Origin of the sequence: Pseudomonas parasichuanensis (genome assembly GCF_021601385.1) — a bacterium.
In the GTDB taxonomy this organism is placed as follows: Bacteria; Pseudomonadota; Gammaproteobacteria; order Pseudomonadales; family Pseudomonadaceae; genus Aquipseudomonas; species Aquipseudomonas parasichuanensis.
Genome location: NZ_BQHO01000001.1, coordinates 73,167 through 91,378 on the forward strand (window position 1 = coordinate 73,167; position 18,212 = coordinate 91,378).

General features: G+C 59.3%; 19 protein-coding genes, 4 tRNA genes and 1 pseudogene. 23 read left to right on the forward strand and 1 reads right to left on the reverse strand.

The genetic code is table 11. The features are described 5' to 3' along the window. Positions 1-3: 3 nt before the first annotated feature. The 3 genes from L6D77_RS00360 to L6D77_RS00370 are packed head-to-tail and all read left to right on the forward strand — an operon-like array spanning position 4 to position 2,868. Entirely contained in the window at positions 4-804 is an 801-nt protein-coding gene (locus tag L6D77_RS00360) for a carbohydrate ABC transporter permease (RefSeq protein WP_232879936.1), read from the forward strand. A gap of 12 nt (positions 805-816) precedes the next feature. After that, on the forward strand, positions 817-1,089 hold the full coding sequence (locus tag L6D77_RS00365) for a DUF2160 domain-containing protein (protein WP_232879935.1): 273 nt from the start codon (positions 817-819) through the stop codon (positions 1,087-1,089). 39 nt (positions 1,090-1,128) lie between these two features. Beyond that, positions 1,129-2,868 carry an ABC transporter substrate-binding protein gene (locus L6D77_RS00370; RefSeq protein ID WP_232879934.1) on the forward strand — a complete coding sequence of 580 codons (1,740 nt, stop codon included), beginning with the start codon at positions 1,129-1,131 and terminating at the stop codon, positions 2,866-2,868. Positions 2,869-3,069: 201 nt separating this feature from the next. On the opposite strand, the gene folD is transcribed toward L6D77_RS00370, so the two are convergent. After that, a complete protein-coding gene (gene folD, locus L6D77_RS00375) occupies positions 3,070-3,924 on the reverse strand; it encodes a bifunctional methylenetetrahydrofolate dehydrogenase/methenyltetrahydrofolate cyclohydrolase FolD (protein WP_110994358.1) in 855 nt (284 codons plus the stop codon). Between the two features lie 256 nt (positions 3,925-4,180). Here folD and L6D77_RS00380 point away from each other — a divergent pair. From L6D77_RS00380 to hupB, 20 genes and pseudogenes are all read left to right on the forward strand, one after another. Next, a tRNA-Arg gene (locus L6D77_RS00380) sits at positions 4,181-4,257 on the forward strand. Positions 4,258-4,291: 34 nt separating this feature from the next. Continuing rightward, positions 4,292-4,367 (forward strand) — tRNA-His (locus L6D77_RS00385). A gap of 57 nt (positions 4,368-4,424) precedes the next feature. Continuing rightward, positions 4,425-4,509, forward strand: a tRNA-Leu gene (locus tag L6D77_RS00390). 621 nt (positions 4,510-5,130) lie between these two features. Further along, positions 5,131-5,454, forward strand: a pseudogene (locus tag L6D77_RS00395) (DNA-dependent RNA polymerase); the annotation flags it as partial. 52 nt (positions 5,455-5,506) lie between these two features. Further along, positions 5,507-5,839 carry a hypothetical protein gene (locus L6D77_RS00400; RefSeq protein ID WP_236169946.1) on the forward strand — a complete coding sequence of 111 codons (333 nt, stop codon included), beginning with the start codon at positions 5,507-5,509 and terminating at the stop codon, positions 5,837-5,839. After that, positions 5,824-6,159 carry a hypothetical protein gene (locus L6D77_RS00405; RefSeq protein WP_236169933.1) on the forward strand — a complete coding sequence of 112 codons (336 nt, stop codon included), beginning with the start codon at positions 5,824-5,826 and terminating at the stop codon, positions 6,157-6,159. The genes L6D77_RS00400 and L6D77_RS00405 overlap by 16 nt, the downstream gene beginning before the upstream one ends. 359 nt (positions 6,160-6,518) lie before the next feature. Next, positions 6,519-6,995, forward strand: coding sequence for a hypothetical protein (locus tag L6D77_RS00410; RefSeq protein WP_236169934.1), 477 nt, complete (start codon positions 6,519-6,521; stop codon positions 6,993-6,995). 111 nt (positions 6,996-7,106) lie between these two features. After that, positions 7,107-7,262, forward strand: a complete 156-nt coding sequence (locus L6D77_RS00415; RefSeq protein ID WP_236169935.1) for a hypothetical protein — start codon at positions 7,107-7,109, stop codon at positions 7,260-7,262. Continuing rightward, positions 7,262-7,498 (forward strand): hypothetical protein, encoded by a 237-nt coding sequence (locus tag L6D77_RS00420; protein ID WP_236169936.1) that lies wholly within the window; start codon positions 7,262-7,264, stop codon positions 7,496-7,498. Before L6D77_RS00415 ends, L6D77_RS00420 begins: the two co-directional genes overlap by 1 nt. A gap of 109 nt (positions 7,499-7,607) precedes the next feature. Beyond that, positions 7,608-7,868 carry a hypothetical protein gene (locus L6D77_RS00425; protein WP_236169937.1) on the forward strand — a complete coding sequence of 87 codons (261 nt, stop codon included), beginning with the start codon at positions 7,608-7,610 and terminating at the stop codon, positions 7,866-7,868. Between the two features lie 237 nt (positions 7,869-8,105). Then, entirely contained in the window at positions 8,106-8,690 is a 585-nt protein-coding gene (locus tag L6D77_RS00430) for an antirestriction protein ArdA (RefSeq protein WP_236169938.1), read from the forward strand. Between the two features lie 414 nt (positions 8,691-9,104). Beyond that, positions 9,105-9,461, forward strand: coding sequence for a hypothetical protein (locus L6D77_RS00435; RefSeq protein ID WP_010953267.1), 357 nt, complete (start codon positions 9,105-9,107; stop codon positions 9,459-9,461). Next, entirely contained in the window at positions 9,436-10,518 is a 1,083-nt protein-coding gene (locus L6D77_RS00440) for a tyrosine-type recombinase/integrase (RefSeq protein WP_236169939.1), read from the forward strand. Before L6D77_RS00435 ends, L6D77_RS00440 begins: the two co-directional genes overlap by 26 nt. Before the next feature lie 299 nt (positions 10,519-10,817). Further along, positions 10,818-10,893 (forward strand) — tRNA-His (locus L6D77_RS00445). A gap of 182 nt (positions 10,894-11,075) precedes the next feature. Next, positions 11,076-11,372 carry a DUF6388 family protein gene (locus L6D77_RS00450; RefSeq protein WP_232879933.1) on the forward strand — a complete coding sequence of 99 codons (297 nt, stop codon included), beginning with the start codon at positions 11,076-11,078 and terminating at the stop codon, positions 11,370-11,372. Positions 11,373-11,623: 251 nt separating this feature from the next. Continuing rightward, positions 11,624-12,937 carry a trigger factor gene (tig, locus tag L6D77_RS00455; protein WP_232879932.1) on the forward strand — a complete coding sequence of 438 codons (1,314 nt, stop codon included), beginning with the start codon at positions 11,624-11,626 and terminating at the stop codon, positions 12,935-12,937. A 91-nt stretch (positions 12,938-13,028) separates the two neighbouring features. Further along, positions 13,029-13,670, forward strand: coding sequence for an ATP-dependent Clp endopeptidase proteolytic subunit ClpP (gene clpP, locus L6D77_RS00460; RefSeq protein ID WP_023629742.1), 642 nt, complete (start codon positions 13,029-13,031; stop codon positions 13,668-13,670). A gap of 108 nt (positions 13,671-13,778) precedes the next feature. Then, positions 13,779-15,062 (forward strand): ATP-dependent Clp protease ATP-binding subunit ClpX, encoded by a 1,284-nt coding sequence (gene clpX / locus L6D77_RS00465; protein WP_232879931.1) that lies wholly within the window; start codon positions 13,779-13,781, stop codon positions 15,060-15,062. A 153-nt stretch (positions 15,063-15,215) separates the two neighbouring features. Beyond that, the gene (gene lon / locus L6D77_RS00470; RefSeq protein ID WP_232879930.1) at positions 15,216-17,612 is read left to right on the forward strand and encodes an endopeptidase La; all 2,397 of its coding nucleotides are present in this window, start codon (positions 15,216-15,218) and stop codon (positions 17,610-17,612) included. Positions 17,613-17,765: 153 nt separating this feature from the next. After that, on the forward strand, positions 17,766-18,038 hold the full coding sequence (gene hupB / locus L6D77_RS00475; protein ID WP_054892387.1) for a nucleoid-associated protein HU-beta: 273 nt from the start codon (positions 17,766-17,768) through the stop codon (positions 18,036-18,038). Positions 18,039-18,212 lie beyond the last annotated feature (174 nt).

Consider the following 18,212-nt stretch of genomic DNA (forward strand, 5'->3'; position numbering starts at 1 on the left):
GCCATGAGCAAGCGCAAAACGGTGGCCCTGCTGTTGTACTTCTTCTTCCTGCTGGTACCGATCTACTGGCTGCTGAACATGTCGTTCAAGAGCAACAGCGAGATACTCGGCGGGCTGACGCTGTGGCCGCAGGCATTCACCCTCGACAACTATCGGGTGATCTTCACCGATGCCAGCTGGTACAGCGGCTATATCAACTCGCTGTACTACGTGTGCCTGAACACGGTCATCTCGCTGACGGTGGCCTTGCCGGCGGCCTATGCCTTTTCGCGCTACCGCTTCCTGGGTGATCGGCACCTGTTCTTCTGGCTGCTGACCAACCGCATGGCGCCGCCGGCGGTGTTTTTGCTGCCGTTTTTCCAGCTGTATTCGTCCATCGGGCTGTTCGATACGCACATCGCCGTGGCCCTGGCCCACTGCCTGTTCAACGTGCCACTGGCGGTGTGGATCCTGGAGGGCTTCATGAGCGGGGTGCCGAAAGAGATCGATGAAACCGCCTACATCGACGGGTACAGCTTCCCGCGGTTCTTCGTGAAGATCTTCATCCCGCTAATCGGTTCGGGGATCGGTGTGACGGCGTTCTTCTGCTTCATGTTCTCGTGGGTCGAGTTGCTGCTGGCACGCACCCTGACCTCGGTGAACGCCAAGCCGATCGCGGCGGTGATGACCCGCACGGTGTCGGCCTCGGGTATCGACTGGGGTGTGCTGGCTGCCGCCGGGGTGCTGACCATCCTGCCGGGCATGCTGGTGATCTGGTTCGTGCGCAACCATGTGGCCAAGGGCTTCGCCCTGGGCCGGGTGTGAGGAGGGCGGCTGATGGAGTGGATGGCCTGGACCTTGCCGACCGCGCTGTTCTTCTCGGCGATCGGTGTGTTGTTGATGGGCATGACCCTGTTCGAGCTGCGCCGCCCGTGTTTGGAGCGCCGCGGTTTTCTGCCGATTGCCACGACCCGTGGCGACCGGCTGTTCATCGGCTTGTTGGCCAGCGCCTACCTGCATCTGCTGGTGGTGGGGGTGAGCGACTGGCCGTTGTGGGTGGCCTCGCTGCTGTCGCTGGCGTGGCTGGTGGTGGTGTTGCGCTGGGGTTGAGCCTGGGGCGATGGATCCTTCTGCAATCTGGAGATCACAATGTTCGATAACCATAACAAACGGCGACATTTGACCCTGGCCGCACTGCTGGTGCTGGTTGGCCTGCATGGCACGGCCTGGGCCGATCAGTACGAAGACGCGGCCAAAAAATGGATCGGCAGCGAGTTCAAGCCCTCGACCCTGACCCCGGAGCAGCAGCTGGAAGAACTCAAGTGGTTCATCAAGGCCGCCGAGCCGTTCCGTGGGATGAAAATCAACGTGGTGTCGGAAACCATCACCACCCACGAGTATGAGTCCAAGGTGCTGGCCAAGGCCTTTACCGAAATCACCGGTATCCAGCTGACCCACGACCTGCTGCAGGAAGGCGATGTGGTGGAAAAGCTGCAGACGCAGATGCAGTCGGACAAGAACATCTATGACGGCTGGGTCAACGATTCCGACTTGATCGGTACGCACTTTCGCTATGGCAAGGTGGAATCCATCACCGACCTGATGGCCAACGAGGGCAAGAACTACACCTCGCCAACGCTGGACCTGAAGGACTTCATTGGCATTTCCTTCACCACCGCGCCGGACGGCAAGATCTATCAACTGCCTGACCAGCAGTTCGCCAACCTCTACTGGTTCCGCGCCGACTGGTTCGAGCGCCCGGACCTGAAAGCCAAGTTCAAGGAGAAGTACGGCTACGAGCTGGGTGTGCCGGTGAACTGGTCGGCCTACGAGGACATCGCCAAGTTCTTCAGCGAGGACGTCAAGGAGATCGACGGCAAGCGGGTCTATGGCCACATGGACTATGGCAAGAAGGATCCGTCGCTGGGCTGGCGCTTCACCGATGCCTGGTTCTCCATGGCCGGCGGTGGCGACAAGGGCCTGCCCAACGGGCTGCCGGTGGACGAATGGGGCATTCGTGTGGAGGACTGTCATCCGGTGGGCTCCAGCGTCACCCGCGGCGGCGACACCAATGGCCCGGCGGCGGTATTCGCCACGCAGAAGTACGTGGACTGGATGCGTGCCTACGCGCCCAAGGAGGCCCAGGGCATGACCTTCTCCGAGGCGGGCCCGGTGCCGGCCCAGGGCAACATCGCCCAGCAGATCTTCTGGTACACCGCCTTTACCGCCGACATGACCAAGCCCGGGCTGCCGGTGGTCAACGCCGACGGCACGCCGAAGTGGCGCATGGCGCCGTCGCCCAAGGGACCGTACTGGGAGGAGGGGATGAAGCTCGGCTACCAGGACACCGGCTCCTGGACCTTCTTCAAATCCACCCCCGAGAAGCAGCGGTTGGCGGCCTGGCTGTATGCCCAGTTCGTCACCTCCAAGACCGTGTCGCTGAAGAAGACCGTGGTCGGCCTGACGCCGATCCGCGAGTCGGACATCAACTCCCAGGCCATGACCGACCTGGCGCCCAAGCTGGGTGGGCTGGTGGAGTTCTATAGAAGCCCAGCGCGGGTGCAGTGGACGCCCACCGGTACCAACGTGCCGGACTATCCGCGCCTGGCGCAGCTGTGGTGGAGCCATATCGCCGAGGTGGCCAGTGGCGAGAAGACCCCGCAGGAGGCGCTGGACGGCCTGGCGCGGGATCAGGACCGCATGATGGAGCGGCTGCAGCGCTCCAACGCGCAGGCCACCTGTGCGCCGAAGCTCAACCCCGAGAAGGATGCCCAGTACTGGTTCGACCAGCCCGGGGCGCCGAAGCCCAAGCTGGCCAACGAGAAGCCCAAGGGCGAAACGGTCAGCTACAACGAACTGCTCAAGTCGTGGGAGGCGGCGCGCAAGTGATCGGCTGACGACCCTGTGGGCTTCTTCGCGGGTAAATCGCAGCGGCGAACCGCCGCTCCCACAGGCATCGCACCAAGCTGAATGTAGCGATGAACCTGTGGGAGCGGGTTTACCCGCGAAGAGGCCAGTGCAGCGATTACAAAACCTCCAGGCAAAAAAAAACGGCACCTGCCAGAGGTGCCGTTTTCGCTTCACGCCAACTTACTTGTGCAGCTCTTCAGCGGCATACAGCGTGTTTTCCAGCAGGCAGGCACGGGTCATCGGGCCGACGCCACCCGGTACCGGGGTGATCCAGCCGGCGCGGGGCAGGGCGGTCTCGTAGACCACGTCGCCGACCAGCTTGCCGTCTTCCTGGCGGTTGATACCGACGTCGATGACGATCGCGCCTTCCTTGACCCACTCACCCTTGACCAGCCCCGGCTTGCCGGCGGCGACCACCAGCAGGTCGGCACGGCCGACGTGGCCGGCCAGGTCCTTGGTGAAGCGGTGGCAGACGGTGACGGTGCAGCCGGCCAGCAGCAGCTCCATGGCCATTGGGCGGCCAACGATGTTGGACGCGCCGACGATGACCGCGTTCATGCCGTACAGGTCCTGGCCGGTGCTTTCCAGCAGGGTGATGATGCCCTTCGGGGTGCACGGGCGCAGCAGCGGGATGCGTTGCGCCAGGCGGCCGATGTTGTACGGGTGGAAACCGTCGACGTCTTTGTCCGGGCGGATGCGTTCGAGCAGCAGCGAGGCGTCCAGGTGCGCGGGCAGTGGCAACTGCAGCAGGATGCCGTCGACGGCCGGGTCGTCGTTGAGGCGGTCGATCAGCTCGGTCAGGGCCTGCTGGGTGGTCTCGCTGGGCAGGTCGAAGGCCTGCGAGATGAAGCCGACTTCTTCGCAGTCCTTGCGCTTGTGCGAGACATAGACTTGGGAGGCCGGGTCGGTACCGACCAGGATCACTGCCAGGCCTGGCGTGCGAAGGCCCTGCTGGCGGCGCTCCGCGACACGTTGCGCGATCTGCTTGCGCAGGTTGGCGGCGATCGCCTTGCCATCGATAAGGTGTGCAGTCATAGACGCGTGATTAACCATCGAGAAGGAAACATGAAGAAGCGCGCATTCTCGCACGACGCGGCGCAAGGGCAAAGGCGGGTGGTCGGGCAAATCCCCTAACCCCTTCAATAATTTAAATTTTTTTCAGAAACATGTTGACGACTTTGAGGGTCGGCTATAAGATTCGCCGCACTTGTCGGGCACTGCCTGGCACGGGTTGGCAAAGTCGGACAGAATAAGCGGTTTGTTGGCTTGTTAAGTTTGACTGAAAGCTTAAGCGCCCGTAGCTCAGCTGGATAGAGCATCCGCCTTCTAAGCGGATGGTCGCAGGTTCGAGTCCTGCCGGGTGCGCCATTAGGCCTGGGCAAGTAAGCAGTAGCGCAATATGGTGGGCGTAGCTCAGTTGGTAGAGCGCCGGATTGTGATTCCGGTTGTCGTGGGTTCGATTCCCATCGTCCACCCCATATTCGGCAGAGGCGCCAGGATTGAATGATCAGGCGCCTTTGTTTTAAGCGTTTCATGCGGACGTGGTGAAATTGGTAGACACACTGGATTTAGGTTCCAGCGGCGCAAGCTGTAAGAGTTCGAGTCTCTTCGTCCGCACCACGAATTAGAAAAAATCTCCCCGAATTCCTGAAAGCCACACGGCTCAAGGGTTCGGGGATTTTTTTCGCCTATCACTTGCACGAATGATACCTTTTCACCTATAATCGCCTTCTCAGCAAAGAGAGCAAAAGGGACACTTTTGGGACACAAAGGCCCTTTTTGACCTCTTCTGAGCCCCTCATCCACTGAATCCCTAACTGACCGTTCGTCGGACTTTACCGGCTGACACTGGCCCCTTTTGACCGGGGAAAATCCAGTGCGGGAGAGTGCTGCCCGCGTGAAGTCATGGGACCACATTATGGCTGCCAGTTTCTGCCTGGAGGGGGTAGCTACGCCTGATGGTTCTCTCGTATGAGACTGACTCATTGACGAGACATTCCCGCTTAGGGAGGGCCATCCGGGCCGCGCCAGGGCGCTGTGGGAGACCACATCCAGAGTCGCGGACCCACAATTGGATTCCTTAGCGATGCCCTCTGAGATGACCCTTAGAGACATCCTTAGAAATGATTACTTAATGATGATTACTAAGAGATTCCCTTTATGACTACCTCTATGACTCCTCTAGTTGGCCGCCTGGATGGTGAAGACCTCATCGCCACCCAAGTTCGTCTGGAAGAGGAGATGACCCAGCGCGGTGTGAGCCGTTTCCAGCGCAACGTAGAGGCCGCCCGCAGGATGGGCGCTGAGGATGGCACCGAGTACGGCTCCATCATCGTCTCCGGCCGCATGAAGGCGCTCGCTGAGGCCATCAAGGCGTGGATGGATGAGTCTGAGGCCGGTGTGTCGTCCCGCTGGGGCAGCGCATACAAGCTCCTCCGGGGCTACGATGCGGATGTCCTAGCCTACCTGACCCTCAAGCACACCCTGGCTGGCATCTCGCAGCCCCGCACGCTCCAACATGTGTCCGTCTCAATCGCTCAGTCCGTGGAAGACGAAATGCGCCTGTCCGGCATCCGCGACAAGGAGCGCAAGAAGTACGACCAACTGGTAGACCACCTTGAACAACACGCTGGTCCAGATCGCTCAGACCGGGAACAAGTCCCTGGTGGACGCGCTCCTGGCTCAGAAGCTGTCATCCGGTGCCACTGTGGCGTCCACGCTGGGCGGCACCACCGCTGCCGAAGTGAGCCTCCACGCGCAGAGCATGGATGACCAGAACCAGCGCAAGCGTGTGGATGATGAGATTCGCCCGTTCTTGACCCAAGCGGATGCCGGTGAACTGGACCAGAAGGGCTTCAATGACTGGGCGCGGAAGAACGAACGGTGGGTCACAGCCAGCACCTGGAACCCGTCCTCACGCAGCACCGTCTCATCGTGGACCAGAAGCTGATTGAGCGGGACTTTGAGTCGGCGCAGGCAGACATCAAGTACAGCTTGTTCTACCAGCTCACGCGCCTCACACGCGACCGTGGGGCCCTGTCACATGATGACCGGCTCGATGCCCTGGCGATGGCCGTGGCGTACTGGGTAGACCACATGGCTCGGGACAACGACAAGGCTGTCCAGGAGATGCGGACCAAGAACATGGACGCTGAATTGAAGAAGTTCATGGGCCACGTACTGGGCCGACCTCAGCGCGCCAAGGCCGCTATCGCGAAGCACCTCCAAATGATTTTGCTGCAAAAATTTGAGAGCCCACCTCGAAATTGATAGGCCGCGACTACCCCCGGTGCCCCCAACGAGCGGCCAGAATCCGCCCTCTGAGGAGCCTCCGGGCAGGCCCAGCGGCATCCAATGTGTCCCTGAATGTGTCCCACATGGCCGGAAACACCAGTAAACACAGGGCCTGTCACCGGATTAAGAATCCCGCGCTCCACCTTCTCAGCCTCACAGGCGGCCATCACCGGCCCTTTGTGGGGCTTTTTTGGGCCCTCAGCGGCAAATTCTGAGCGTGTGGACGTTCGGCTATCTGTTTTTTGTGTGGCCGCCACCATCCGTCACTGATTCACCCATGATCCAGATGGCTGCTCATAATGATTCCATCGTCGCGCTGCCTTAAGGAAAAGCACATGACCACTTTGAAGGAGTCGCTCAGCCGGAGCCCGGCAACTGAGTATTACTTTGCGGACCTTTATGACGACCTGGGCGTTTGGAGCGAAGGGTTCAGCTCACAGCCACCTCTGGCCTGCATGGCTTATGGTTACGCTCGCCGTATCGCTGCGCAGGCGCTCTACGCTCAGGGCATGTTCCTGCATACCGATGTGGAGTCAGTCGGCACCGTGCTTCTCAAGCTGCGGCAGATGACTGACCAAACCGTCGAATTCCAAGAGGCTGCGTTTGCTCAGGCCATGGAAGTGTTGGCGTATCACCCTGAATCTGACCTGGCATTCGTTAACACTTTGTCCCACTGGTACAACGCACTCATCGCTAACGGCGCGCCAGAGCGGCAGGAGCCACGCTCCGACATGGAGCTGTTTGGGCTCATGGCAGGGCATCGTTGCGCCATGGAGCAGCAGGAGGGCAACCCTAAAAGGTCTCTCCACTGATACTATTGCACAAATGATAATTATCCGTTAAGGTGACGGCTTCGGCCCTGTTGCGGGCCTTTTTCTGAACTCATCATTATCATTTGTGGGAACATAGCGAGGATGGAAGTAATGACCTATTCCGAAAGCTGGCCGGAGACCGTGACAAGGGCCGAAGTGGTTTGCGAACTGCGCAAGCACGACCTGGAAATCAGCGAACTCATCGCGGACCTGGGCGACCTGGACGAGTACGACTCTGAGGAAGTGCTGGGATGGATGGGCTACTGATGACTACCACACTCGCACTGCACAAGCTGAAAGCCGCTGACATCACCGCCGAAGGCGTCCAGGTGGACTACAAGGGCCACCGCTACACCGTGGCGCTGCTGGACTGCTGGCGTGGGCCGTATCAAGTCACCGGCCACGTTCTGGACCCGTTCGCGCATCCGTGCGGCTCCGTCTCGGATGTCCGGGAGTGGATCAAGGTGAGCGTAGGGGCAGCCGAAGAGGAGGGCCGCGCATGACCATCCAGAGCAGCGGGAAGGCGTTTCGCCTGGCCTATCAACTGAGCAAGAGAACTCCGGGCGTGCGCTTGGGGCGTGATTCGAAGGGCTGGCATGTGAAGGTGAAACGATGAACGAAGCAATGATGCGCGCAGCGCTGGGACTCACAGAGCGCAGCACACCACGCAAGCGGGCCACAGTGGAGAACCCGAACGCATCCAAGGGCATCCTGGTGACGCTCAGTGTGCGCGGCAAGCATGGCGGGCTGCCCAAGCCATTCGAATTCCTGAGCAAGTCCATTTCGCGGCTAGCGGCTGAGGTGGACGCCAAGAAGGCCGCCAGGGCCAAGGGCTGGACCGTGTGGGCAGTCTTGGAGGTCGCCCAAGCGTAGCGCCACAAACACACCTCAAGGGGCCCAATCGGGCCCTTTTTCGCGTCTGTACGTTGATTCTGGAGAATTCGCAGGGGCTCAGCCCGTCAGAATCCGCGTAGAAGCGCGTCATAAATACGAAGAGGCATCATTTCCACAAATGGAAATAAATCACTTGCATGGGGTATCGTTACCACATACGATATATTCACACGGTCGGAAATGACCAAGAGCACACGCACTACCTGGAGCGACACAATGAAGATGTACGCAGCCTGCCTGGCCTCCTACAACAACGGCCACCTACACGGCCGATGGTTCGACCTGGAGGACTACGCGGACGCGGACGAGCTGATACAGGCCATTGCGGTCTACGTCCTGCGCACCAGCCCATACCCTAACGTCACTGTTACCTGCCCAGCGTGCAGCGGTAAGAAGCCCGAGCAGTTCTTCTGCATGTGCTGCGATAAGACCGGCCAGGTGGCTTCGGCAGAGGAATGGGCTGCACACGATTGGGATGGTGAGGGCTTGGCGACCTTTGGCGAATACCCGGACCTACAGCGTGTCTTGAACCATGTGGAAATGGTCGAGATGCACGGCGAAGCCTGGGCAGCCTTCACTGCCTATCATGGCGATTCTGTTACAGAAGATGAGTTCCAGGCCGCCTACCGGGGCCATTACGACAGCGAAAAAGCCTTCGCAGAGGAGTGGTGCTGCGAGCTTCACGGCCTGAAAGGAGATGAATCTTTCTTTAACTGGATCGACTGGCAGCAGGCTTGGGACTGCGATCTGTCCCACACATTCGTCTATCAGGACGGCTACGTGTTCCATAGCTCCTGGTAATTGTGACGAACTCCTCAAAATCGTTTCAGCGCTGCCCTCGGGAACTACCGGGGGCTTTTTCTATCGCCGACGAAAAGCACTGTATGAATTTACAGTGTAGCGGTTTCGCATCAGGGTGTTGAGGCGTAGACTCCCTGGATTTTTCGATTTTGTATCTGAGAAGGTATCTTCTAAGAGAAGTCGTTAGCCAGGCAAATGTCGCTTGAACAATACCTTTCCATTTGTGACAATTATCCGTCACAGGCTCACTAAAAGGATTCAAAGGCGTGTTTTTGACATTGTTCGGATGGGAATTCTTCCTCGAAACATATTCGCGTTCGGGAATGTTCCTTGACTATTACTTTTCCATCTGTGAGAATCATATCTGGCTCCTGGGCCTTCACTTGGTTTTCAACAAGGTGGTAGATAAGAAACATGGACAGCGCACAGATCACAAGCCTGGTCACGGCACTTGAGAAGTTCCACGACCTGGACCCCAAAATGCCGATTCGGCAAGTCATCTATTTGCTCACTCTTGCCCAGCAAAAAGAGCCTGTGGGCATCTCAGAAATGGCCGACTTGGTTGGGGTAGGTGTAGCTGTCGCATCCCGCTACGCTGCGAGCTATGGGCGTGGTGGGCGCACGGACGCTGGTTTGGGCTTCCTGGTCGCTAAGGAAGACCCGAACGATTGGCGTAAGAAGCAACTGGTGTTCACGGACGCCGGGCGCAAATTCATTGAAAGCTTGTTCGAATCAGAGGACAAAAATGCCCATATACAGGAAGGGAAATAGATACCTAGTTTCACTCGGGTCACGCAACGACCGCTACAGACAAACGTTCGCCACAGAGGAAGAGGCGAAGGCCGATGAGGCTAGAGAGCTAGCAAGGAGGGCCACGCTACCCAAGGCGGTACGTGGCGAAGGCACCGGCACCATCTCCCCGCTGAAATCCCGCAAGACCCTTCAAGAAGCCTACGACCTGACATTCCGCCTGGAGTGGAAGGGTGGCAAGTCTGAAAAAACGATGACACTCAATGGCGGCAACGTGCTGAAAGCACTTGGGGCCGACACGCTGCTGAGCGATATCACGACCGAGACCATCACCGAAATGGTCCTGGAGTTTGAAGACTTGGGCAACTCTGGTTCGACCGTGAACCGCAAGCTGTCGCTTCTTTCTATGGTCCTCAAGACCGCTGTGAACCACAACTGGCTCCTCAGCGTGCCACGTATGATCCGCCGTAAAGAGGGCAAGCACCGTATCCGCTGGATGAACACGGAGGAGGAGGGCAACGTCCTAAAGGCGTGCCAGCACCTGGGGCTCAACTGCCTTCACGACTTCATCATTGTGGCGGTCGATACAGGGTTCCGCCGTGCTGAACTCCTCGGGCTCAGCGCTCCTGACTTCCAGGAAGGGATGATTCACCTGTACGCCGGACAGACCAAGAACGGAGACGCCCGTGCCATCCCGGCTACCAGTCGCGTGGCGCGCATCCTGCACCGCAGGCGGATGAACCTGACTACCTTTGAAGGGCTCACCGTTTCATCCTTGCGTCACCAGTGGGCCACTCTGCGCGCCTACATGGGCATGGAAGAAGACCCGCAGTTCATCGTTCACATGCTTCGCCACACCTGCGCTTCGCGCCTGGTACAGCGCGGCGTCCCGTTGGCCTCCGTCCAGCATTGGATGGGCCACAAGAACATCAACACGACACTCCGGTACGCGCATCTGGCACCGGAAAATCTGATGCAGGCGCGCAATGCGCTAGAGGCAGCACCGGCACAGCCGACCGCTTTTGAGTCGGTAGAGCGCGACACGTTCTTCAACTATGGTGAGGCTACAACGGCCTAGTTGGGACACATTTTCTGATTCGTGGCTCGGGCAGAGTAGGCCCTGAGCGGCGACCGTGGGCCCACCCAAAATGGGGCGGGACACACCGGGACACATGGGGACACTTGGGACACGAATTTAGCGTTGCATAGTGTGTCCCACCTGTGTAAGATGCGCGCCAAGCCCTTGTATCTAAAGGGTTTCGCGAATTGACCAAGCTCTGGCGCCAGATTTAGGTTCCAGCGGCGCAAGCTGTAAGAGTTCGAGTCTCTTCGTCCGCACCATGTTTCTGTAAGGCTGTACCGCAACACTGCATTATGGTGGGCGTAGCTCAGTTGGTAGAGCGCCGGATTGTGATTCCGGTTGTCGTGGGTTCGATTCCCATCGTCCACCCCATATTTTACGAAGGCGCCTTGATCGAAAGATCGGGCGCCTTTGTTGTTTCTGGCTCGCGTCATGACTTTTACTCGTCTTCCTTCGTTCCCCCCTTGCAATCCTCTAGTGATGCCCCAATTAAAGCTGTTAGATTTCAGCCGGTTGAGCGTCCGGCCAAGCATGCCGGCAGAGGAATACCGCACATGATCGCAAAAGAAGCGCGCCAGGCCTTGGCGCTGCAACGTTTCGCCGAAGCCAATCCGCAACTGCGCGAAGAGATTCGCGAGCTGGATGCGCGTGAGCAGGCGCAGCAGATCGAATGGGCGTTCGAGGATGCTGCCGACGAGCAGGGCATCCAGCCTTGGGAGTTGGCCCTGCAATTGATCGCCGAAACGCCGGAGCAGCTGCAGGCCATGCGCCTGGAGACCCACCGCGAGGTGGCCGAGGCGCTGGGGATGGAGTGGGAAGAATACTGTCAGTTCAACGAGATCGAGCCGTAATAGAAGGTGCGTTCTGGTTGGGCGGGGTTTGTTTGACAAGGTTTTACAATCGCGCGGCCTGAGAGGGCCTGCGCGGGCAACGCTTAAACAGGCCAGACGCCACGGCGCTCGGGCCTTTCAAGGAAAACGACCGGCGTGGCCTGCCGACAATCCGGGTGGGGTGACTTCTGCTGAATGAGTCACTAGAATGCTTGCCCTTGATTCTGGAGTCGGGCTATCGCCGGCTAACGTCTGTGCAACGAGGAATATCCATGCAAGTTTCTGTTGAAAACACTTCCGCTCTCGAGCGCCGCATGACCATCGCCGTTCCGGCCGAGCGCGTCGAGAACGAAGTCAACAAGCGTCTGCAGCAGACTGCCCGTCGCGCCAAGGTTGCAGGCTTCCGTCCTGGCAAGGTGCCGATGAGCGTCATTCGCCAGCGTTTCGAAGCCGATGCCCGTCAGGAAGCCTTCGGCGACCTGGTCCAGGCCTCTTTCTACGAAGCCATCGTCGAGCAGAAGCTGAACCCGGCCGGCGCCCCTGCCGTTGAGCCCAAGTCGTTCGAAAAAGGCAAGGACCTCGAGTTCGTCGCTATCTTCGAAGTCTTCCCAGAGTTCACCGTTTCGGGCCTGGACTCGATCAAGGTCGAGCGCCTGAGCGCCGAAGTGGCCGATGCCGATCTGGACCAGATGCTGGAAGTGCTGCGCAAGCAGAACACCCGTTTCGAGGCCGTCGAGCGCGCCGCGCAGAACGACGACCAGGTCAACATCGACTTCGTTGGCAAGATCGATGGTGAAGCCTTCGCCGGTGGTTCGGCCAAGGGCACCCAGCTGGTGCTGGGTTCCGGTCGCATGATCCCAGGCTTCGAAGATGGCCTGGTTGGCGCCAAGGCTGGTGAAGAGCGCGTTGTCAACGTGACCTTCCCAGAGGACTACCAGAACCTCGATCTGGCTGGCAAAGCCGCCGAGTTCACCATCACCGTCAACAGCGTTTCGGCACCCCAGCTGCCAGAGCTGAACGAAGAGTTCTTCGCCCAGTTCGGTATCAAAGAGTCGACCCTGGAAGGCTTCCGCACCGAAGTTCGCAAGAACATGGAGCGTGAACTGCGTCAGGCCATCAAGACCAAGGTGAAGAACCAGGTCATGGACGGTCTGCTGGCCGCCAACCCGATCGAAGTGCCAAAAGCCCTGCTGGAAAACGAAGTCAACCGTCTGCGCGTGCAGGCTGTTCAGCAGTTCGGTGGCAACATCAAGCCTGACCAACTGCCGGCCGAGTTGTTCGAAGAACAAGCCAAGCGCCGTGTGGTGCTGGGCCTGATCGTCGCCGAAGTGGTCAAGCAGTTCGACCTGAAGCCGGACGACGCCAAAGTGCGTGAAATGATCGAAGAAATGGCTTCGGCCTACCAGGAGCCAGAGCAGGTCATCGCCTGGTACTACAAGAACGACCAGCAACTGAACGAAGTGCGTTCGGTTGTACTGGAAGAACAAGTTGTAGATACTGTCCTGCAGAAAGCGACTGTGACCGACAAGTCGGTCTCGTACGAAGAAGCTGTAAAACCAGCACAGGCTCAAGCCGACGCTGAGTAACAGGCTACTCTCGTAGGAAGCCCCCACAAGCCAGCCTTCGCGCTGGCTTGTGCGTATTCAAGCCATGACTATTTGGGAGTGAGTGCAGGACATGTCCCGCAATTCTTATATTCAGCAGAGCTCTGACATCCAGGCCGCAGGCGGCCTGGTCCCGATGGTTATCGAGCAGTCCGCCCGTGGCGAACGCGCCTATGACATCTACTCGCGCCTCTTGAAGGAGCGGGTGATCTTCCTGGTCGGTCCTGTAGAAGACTACATGGCCAACCTGGTGGTGGCGCAACTGCTGTTCCTGGAAGCGGAAAACCCGGACAAGGATATCCATCTGTACATCAACTCGCCGGGCGGTTCGGTGACTGCCGGCATGTCGATCTACGACACCATGCAGTTCATCAAGCCGGACGTCTCGACCATCTGCATCGGTCAGGCCTGCAGCATGGGCGCCTTCCTGCTGGCGGCCGGTGCCGCTGGCAAGCGTCACTGCCTGCCGAACTCGCGGGTGATGATTCACCAGCCGCTCGGCGGCTTCCAGGGGCAGGCGACCGACATCGAGATCCACGCCCAGGAGATCCTCAACATCAAGGCGCGCCTGAACGAACTGCTGGCCCATCACACCGGCCAACCGCTCGAGACCATCAAGCGCGACACCGAGCGTGACAACTTCATGAGCGCTGCGCGCGCGGCCGAGTACGGCCTGATCGACTCGGTCTACGACAAGCGGCAACTGGCATCCTGAAGCAATGCGCCAGAGCGGTCGGGTGCGCAGTGTGCCCGACCGCGGACTTGAAAAAGCCCGCGATTGCCTTCATCTTGTGTTTCAAGCCTACCGGATTGGATCGATCGAATGACTGACACCCGTAACGGCGAGGACAACGGCAAATTGCTGTATTGCTCCTTCTGCGGCAAAAGCCAGCACGAAGTGCGCAAGTTGATTGCCGGCCCCTCGGTATTTATCTGCGACGAGTGCGTCGACCTGTGCAACGACATCATCCGTGAGGAGGTGCAGGAAGCCCAGGCCGAGAGCAACGCGCACAAGCTACCCTCGCCGAAAGAAATCAGCGGCATCCTGGACCAGTACGTCATTGGTCAGGAGCGCGCCAAGAAGGTGCTTGCCGTAGCGGTGTACAACCACTACAAGCGCCTGAACCAGCGTGACAAGAAGGGCGACGAAGTCGAGCTCGGCAAGAGCAACATCCTGCTGATCGGGCCAACCGGCTCGGGCAAGACGCTGCTGGCCGAAACCCTCGCGCGCCTGCTGAACGTGCCGTTCACCATTGCTGACGCCACCACCCTGACCGAAGCCGGTTATGTGGGTGAGGACGTCGAGAACATCATTCAGAAATTGCTGCAAAAGTGCGACTACGACGTGGAAAAGGCCCAGATGGGCATCGTCTACATCGACGAGATCGACAAGATCTCGCGCAAGTCGGATAACCCGTCCATTACCCGTGATGTTTCGGGTGAGGGCGTGCAGCAGGCACTGCTGAAACTGATCGAAGGCACTGTCGCTTCCGTGCCGCCGCAAGGTGGCCGCAAGCACCCGCAACAGGAATTCCTGCAGGTTGATACCCGCAATATCCTGTTCATTTGCGGTGGCGCTTTCTCTGGCCTGGAAAAGGTCATCCAGAACCGTTCTACCAAAGGTGGTATCGGTTTCAGTGCAGAAGTGCGCAGCAAGGAAGAAGGCAAGAAAGTCGGCGAGTCGCTGCGTGAAGTCGAGCCGGACGATCTGGTCAAGTTCGGCCTGATCCCCGAGTTCGTCGGTCGTCTGCCGGTACTGGCGACACTCGACGAGCTGGACGAGGCTGCACTGATGCAGATCCTGACCGAGCCGAAGAACGCGCTGACCAAGCAATACGCCAAGCTGTTCGAAATGGAAAGCGTCGACCTCGAGTTCCGCAGCGATGCGCTCAAGGCCGTTGCCCGCAAGGCGCTGGAGCGCAAGACCGGCGCCCGTGGCCTGCGTTCGATCCTGGAGGGCGTGCTGCTCGACACCATGTACGAGATTCCTTCGCAGAAGGAAGTCAGCAAGGTGGTGATCGACGAAAGCGTCATCGAGGGTACCTCGAAGCCGCTGCTGATCTACGAGAACAGCGAGCCGCAAGCCAAGGCCGCCCCCGACGCCTGATCGGGCAAGGGGCAGCATGTAAAAAGGGGCCTTCGGGCCCCTTTTTGCATTTCCTGGTCTCAGCGCTTGTAATTTCAAAGGCCTGCCCCCACATTAGCCCCAAGCACCATTTCCAACGGTTTCCGGCCACAAGGCCGCTGTAGAGGCGAAATCATGAAGACCACCCTCGACTTGCCTCTTTTGCCATTGCGCGACGTTGTCGTCTATCCGCACATGGTCATCCCACTGTTCGTGGGGCGTGAGAAGTCCATCGAAGCCCTTGAGGCGGCGATGACGGGCGAAAAGCAGATCCTCCTGCTGGCCCAGAAGAATCCTGCCGACGATGATCCGGGTGAGGACGCCCTGTACCGCGTCGGCACCGTCGCCACTGTCCTGCAACTGCTCAAGCTGCCCGATGGCACCGTCAAGGTGCTGGTCGAGGGTGAGCAACGCGGCGCGGTGGAGCGTTTCAACGAAGTCGACGGCCATATTCGTGCCGAAGTCAGCCTGATCGACGAAGTGGAGGCCGCCGAGCGCGAGTCCGAAGTCTTCGTGCGCACCTTGCTGTCGCAGTTCGAGCAGTACGTCCAACTGGGCAAAAAAGTCCCCGCCGAAGTGCTGTCCTCACTCAACAGCATCGAAGAGCCGGGCCGCCTGGTCGACACCATGGCCGCGCACATGGCCTTGAAGATCGAGCAGAAGCAGGAAATTCTCGAAATCGTCGAGCTGCAGGCTCGTGTCGAACACGTGCTGGCGCTGCTGGACGCCGAGATCGACCTGCTGCAGGTCGAAAAGCGTATCCGTGGCCGCGTCAAGAAGCAGATGGAGCGCAGCCAGCGCGAGTACTACCTGAATGAGCAGATGAAGGCCATTCAGAAAGAGCTCGGCGATGGCGACGAAGGTCACAACGAAGTCGAAGAGCTCAAGAAGCGTATTGAAGCCGCCGGCTTGCCGAAAGACGCCCTGACCAAGGCCCAGGCCGAGCTGAACAAGCTCAAGCAGATGTCGCCGATGTCCGCCGAGGCCACCGTGGTGCGTTCGTACCTGGACTGGCTGGTGCAGGTACCGTGGAAAGCACAGAGCAAGGTACGCCTGGACCTGGCCAAGGCCGAAGAAATCCTTGATGCCGACCACTATGGCCTGGAAGAGGTCAAGGAACGCATTCTCGAATACCTCGCTGTGCAGAAGCGGGTGAAGAAGATTCGCGGCCCGGTGCTGTGCCTGGTTGGCCCGCCTGGCGTGGGCAAGACCTCGCTGGCCGAGTCGATCGCCGCGGCGACCAATCGCAAGTTCGTGCGCATGGCCCTCGGTGGCGTGCGTGACGAAGCGGAAATCCGCGGTCACCGCCGTACCTACATCGGTTCGATGCCGGGGCGCCTGATCCAGAAAATGACCAAGGTGGGCGTACGCAACCCGCTGTTCCTGCTCGATGAAATCGACAAGATGGGCAGCGACATGCGTGGCGACCCGGCGTCGGCACTGCTGGAAGTGCTCGACCCCGAGCAGAACCACAACTTCAACGATCACTACCTGGAAGTCGACTACGACCTGTCGGATGTGATGTTCCTGTGCACCTCGAACTCGATGAACATTCCGCCGGCGCTGCTCGACCGCATGGAAGTCATCCGCCTGCCGGGTTACACCGAGGATGAGAAGGTCAACATCGCGGTCAAGTACCTGGTGCCCAAGCAGGTCAAGGCCAACGGCTTGAAGAAGGATGAGCTGGAAGTCGACGTTTCGGCGATCCGCGACATCATTCGCTACTACACCCGCGAAGCCGGCGTGCGTGGCCTTGAGCGGCAGATCGCCAAGGTGTGCCGCAAGGTGGTCAAGGAGCACACCGGGCAGAAGCAGGTTAAGGTCAAGGTCACCGGCGAGCAGCTCGAGCAGCTGCTGGGCGTGAAGAAGTTCCGCTATGGCCTCGCTGAGCAGCAGGATCAGATCGGCCAGGTCACCGGCCTGGCCTGGACCCAGGTGGGCGGCGAGCTGCTGACCATCGAAGCCGTGGTCATCCCCGGCAAGGGCCAGTTGATCAAGACCGGCTCGCTGGGCGATGTCATGGTGGAGTCGATCACCGCTGCGCAAACCGTGGTGCGCAGCCGCGCCGCAAGCCTGGGGATCGCTGCAGACTTCCACGAAAAGCGCGACGTTCACATCCATATGCCTGAAGGCGCTACACCCAAGGATGGCCCGAGCGCAGGCATCGGCATGTGCACCGCACTGGTCTCGGCGCTGACCCAGATCCCGGTGCGCGCAGATGTCGCGATGACTGGCGAAATCACCCTGCGTGGCCAGGTCCTGGCTATTGGTGGCCTCAAGGAAAAACTGCTGGCCGCGCACCGTGGTGGGATCAAGACGGTGATCATTCCCGAGGAGAATGTTCGCGACCTGAAGGAAATTCCGGAAAATATCAAACAGGATCTTCAGATCAAACCGGTCAAATGGATTGACGAAGTCCTCCAAATTGCGCTGCAATACGCCCCGGAGCCCTTGCCAGATGTGGCTCCGGAGATTGTCGCCAAAGATGACAAGCGCGACAGCGATGCCAAGGAAAGAATCAGCACGCATTAGTAAGTATTTCGCTGGGGGGCTTTGGTTGACAGCTTTTTCGGGCCCTTGCTATAAAGCGGCACGCCATTGCCAACAGGCCACCCAGCGCAGGTTACACACGCTTTTCATTACATACTTAGAAACAAACTCAATAGAGAAATAAGGGGACTTAGAGTGAACAAGTCGGAACTGATTGACGCTATCGCCGCATCCGCTGACATCCCGAAAGCTGTTGCCGGCCGTGCGCTGGACGCAGTAATTGACTCCGTGACCGGTGCCCTGAAAGCAGGCGACGACGTCGTTCTGGTTGGCTTCGGTACCTTCTCGGTCAAAGAGCGCGCTGAGCGCACCGGCCGTAACCCGCAAACCGGCAAGGCGATCAAGATCGCTGCTGCCAAGGTTCCAGGCTTCAAGGCTGGTAAAGGCCTGAAAGACGCCGTCAACTAAGTCGTCTCTTTCAGCCGGCCCGGGTTTCGGCCAGGGTCGACCGCGTGACGGGCGGGTTCGCAAACGTTCCCGCTGGTACGCAAGCTTCGAAAAGGGCGCATCCACTGGATGCGCCTTTTTTCTATCAGGATTCTACCCACGCTCCGCGGTTGTCGACGCAGTGGTACAGCCGTT

What these genes read in the sequence shown, in the direction of transcription:
- L6D77_RS00360 (WP_232879936.1), top strand. Translation starts at nt 4, where the DNA reads ATGAGCAAGCGCAAAACGGTGGCCCTGCTGTTGTACTTCTTCTTCCTG.
- L6D77_RS00365 (WP_232879935.1), top strand. Translation starts at nt 817, where the DNA reads ATGGAGTGGATGGCCTGGACCTTGCCGACCGCGCTGTTCTTCTCGGCG.
- L6D77_RS00370 (WP_232879934.1), top strand. Translation starts at nt 1,129, where the DNA reads ATGTTCGATAACCATAACAAACGGCGACATTTGACCCTGGCCGCACTG.
- folD (WP_110994358.1), bottom strand. Translation starts at nt 3,924, where the DNA reads ATGACTGCACACCTTATCGATGGCAAGGCGATCGCCGCCAACCTGCGC.
- L6D77_RS00410 (WP_236169934.1), top strand. Translation starts at nt 6,519, where the DNA reads ATGACCACTTTGAAGGAGTCGCTCAGCCGGAGCCCGGCAACTGAGTAT.
- L6D77_RS00415 (WP_236169935.1), top strand. Translation starts at nt 7,107, where the DNA reads ATGACCTATTCCGAAAGCTGGCCGGAGACCGTGACAAGGGCCGAAGTG.
- L6D77_RS00420 (WP_236169936.1), top strand. Translation starts at nt 7,262, where the DNA reads ATGACTACCACACTCGCACTGCACAAGCTGAAAGCCGCTGACATCACC.
- L6D77_RS00425 (WP_236169937.1), top strand. Translation starts at nt 7,608, where the DNA reads ATGAACGAAGCAATGATGCGCGCAGCGCTGGGACTCACAGAGCGCAGC.
- L6D77_RS00430 (WP_236169938.1), top strand. Translation starts at nt 8,106, where the DNA reads ATGAAGATGTACGCAGCCTGCCTGGCCTCCTACAACAACGGCCACCTA.
- L6D77_RS00435 (WP_010953267.1), top strand. Translation starts at nt 9,105, where the DNA reads ATGGACAGCGCACAGATCACAAGCCTGGTCACGGCACTTGAGAAGTTC.
- L6D77_RS00440 (WP_236169939.1), top strand. Translation starts at nt 9,436, where the DNA reads ATGCCCATATACAGGAAGGGAAATAGATACCTAGTTTCACTCGGGTCA.
- L6D77_RS00450 (WP_232879933.1), top strand. Translation starts at nt 11,076, where the DNA reads ATGATCGCAAAAGAAGCGCGCCAGGCCTTGGCGCTGCAACGTTTCGCC.
- tig (WP_232879932.1), top strand. Translation starts at nt 11,624, where the DNA reads ATGCAAGTTTCTGTTGAAAACACTTCCGCTCTCGAGCGCCGCATGACC.
- clpP (WP_023629742.1), top strand. Translation starts at nt 13,029, where the DNA reads ATGTCCCGCAATTCTTATATTCAGCAGAGCTCTGACATCCAGGCCGCA.
- clpX (WP_232879931.1), top strand. Translation starts at nt 13,779, where the DNA reads ATGACTGACACCCGTAACGGCGAGGACAACGGCAAATTGCTGTATTGC.
- lon (WP_232879930.1), top strand. Translation starts at nt 15,216, where the DNA reads ATGAAGACCACCCTCGACTTGCCTCTTTTGCCATTGCGCGACGTTGTC.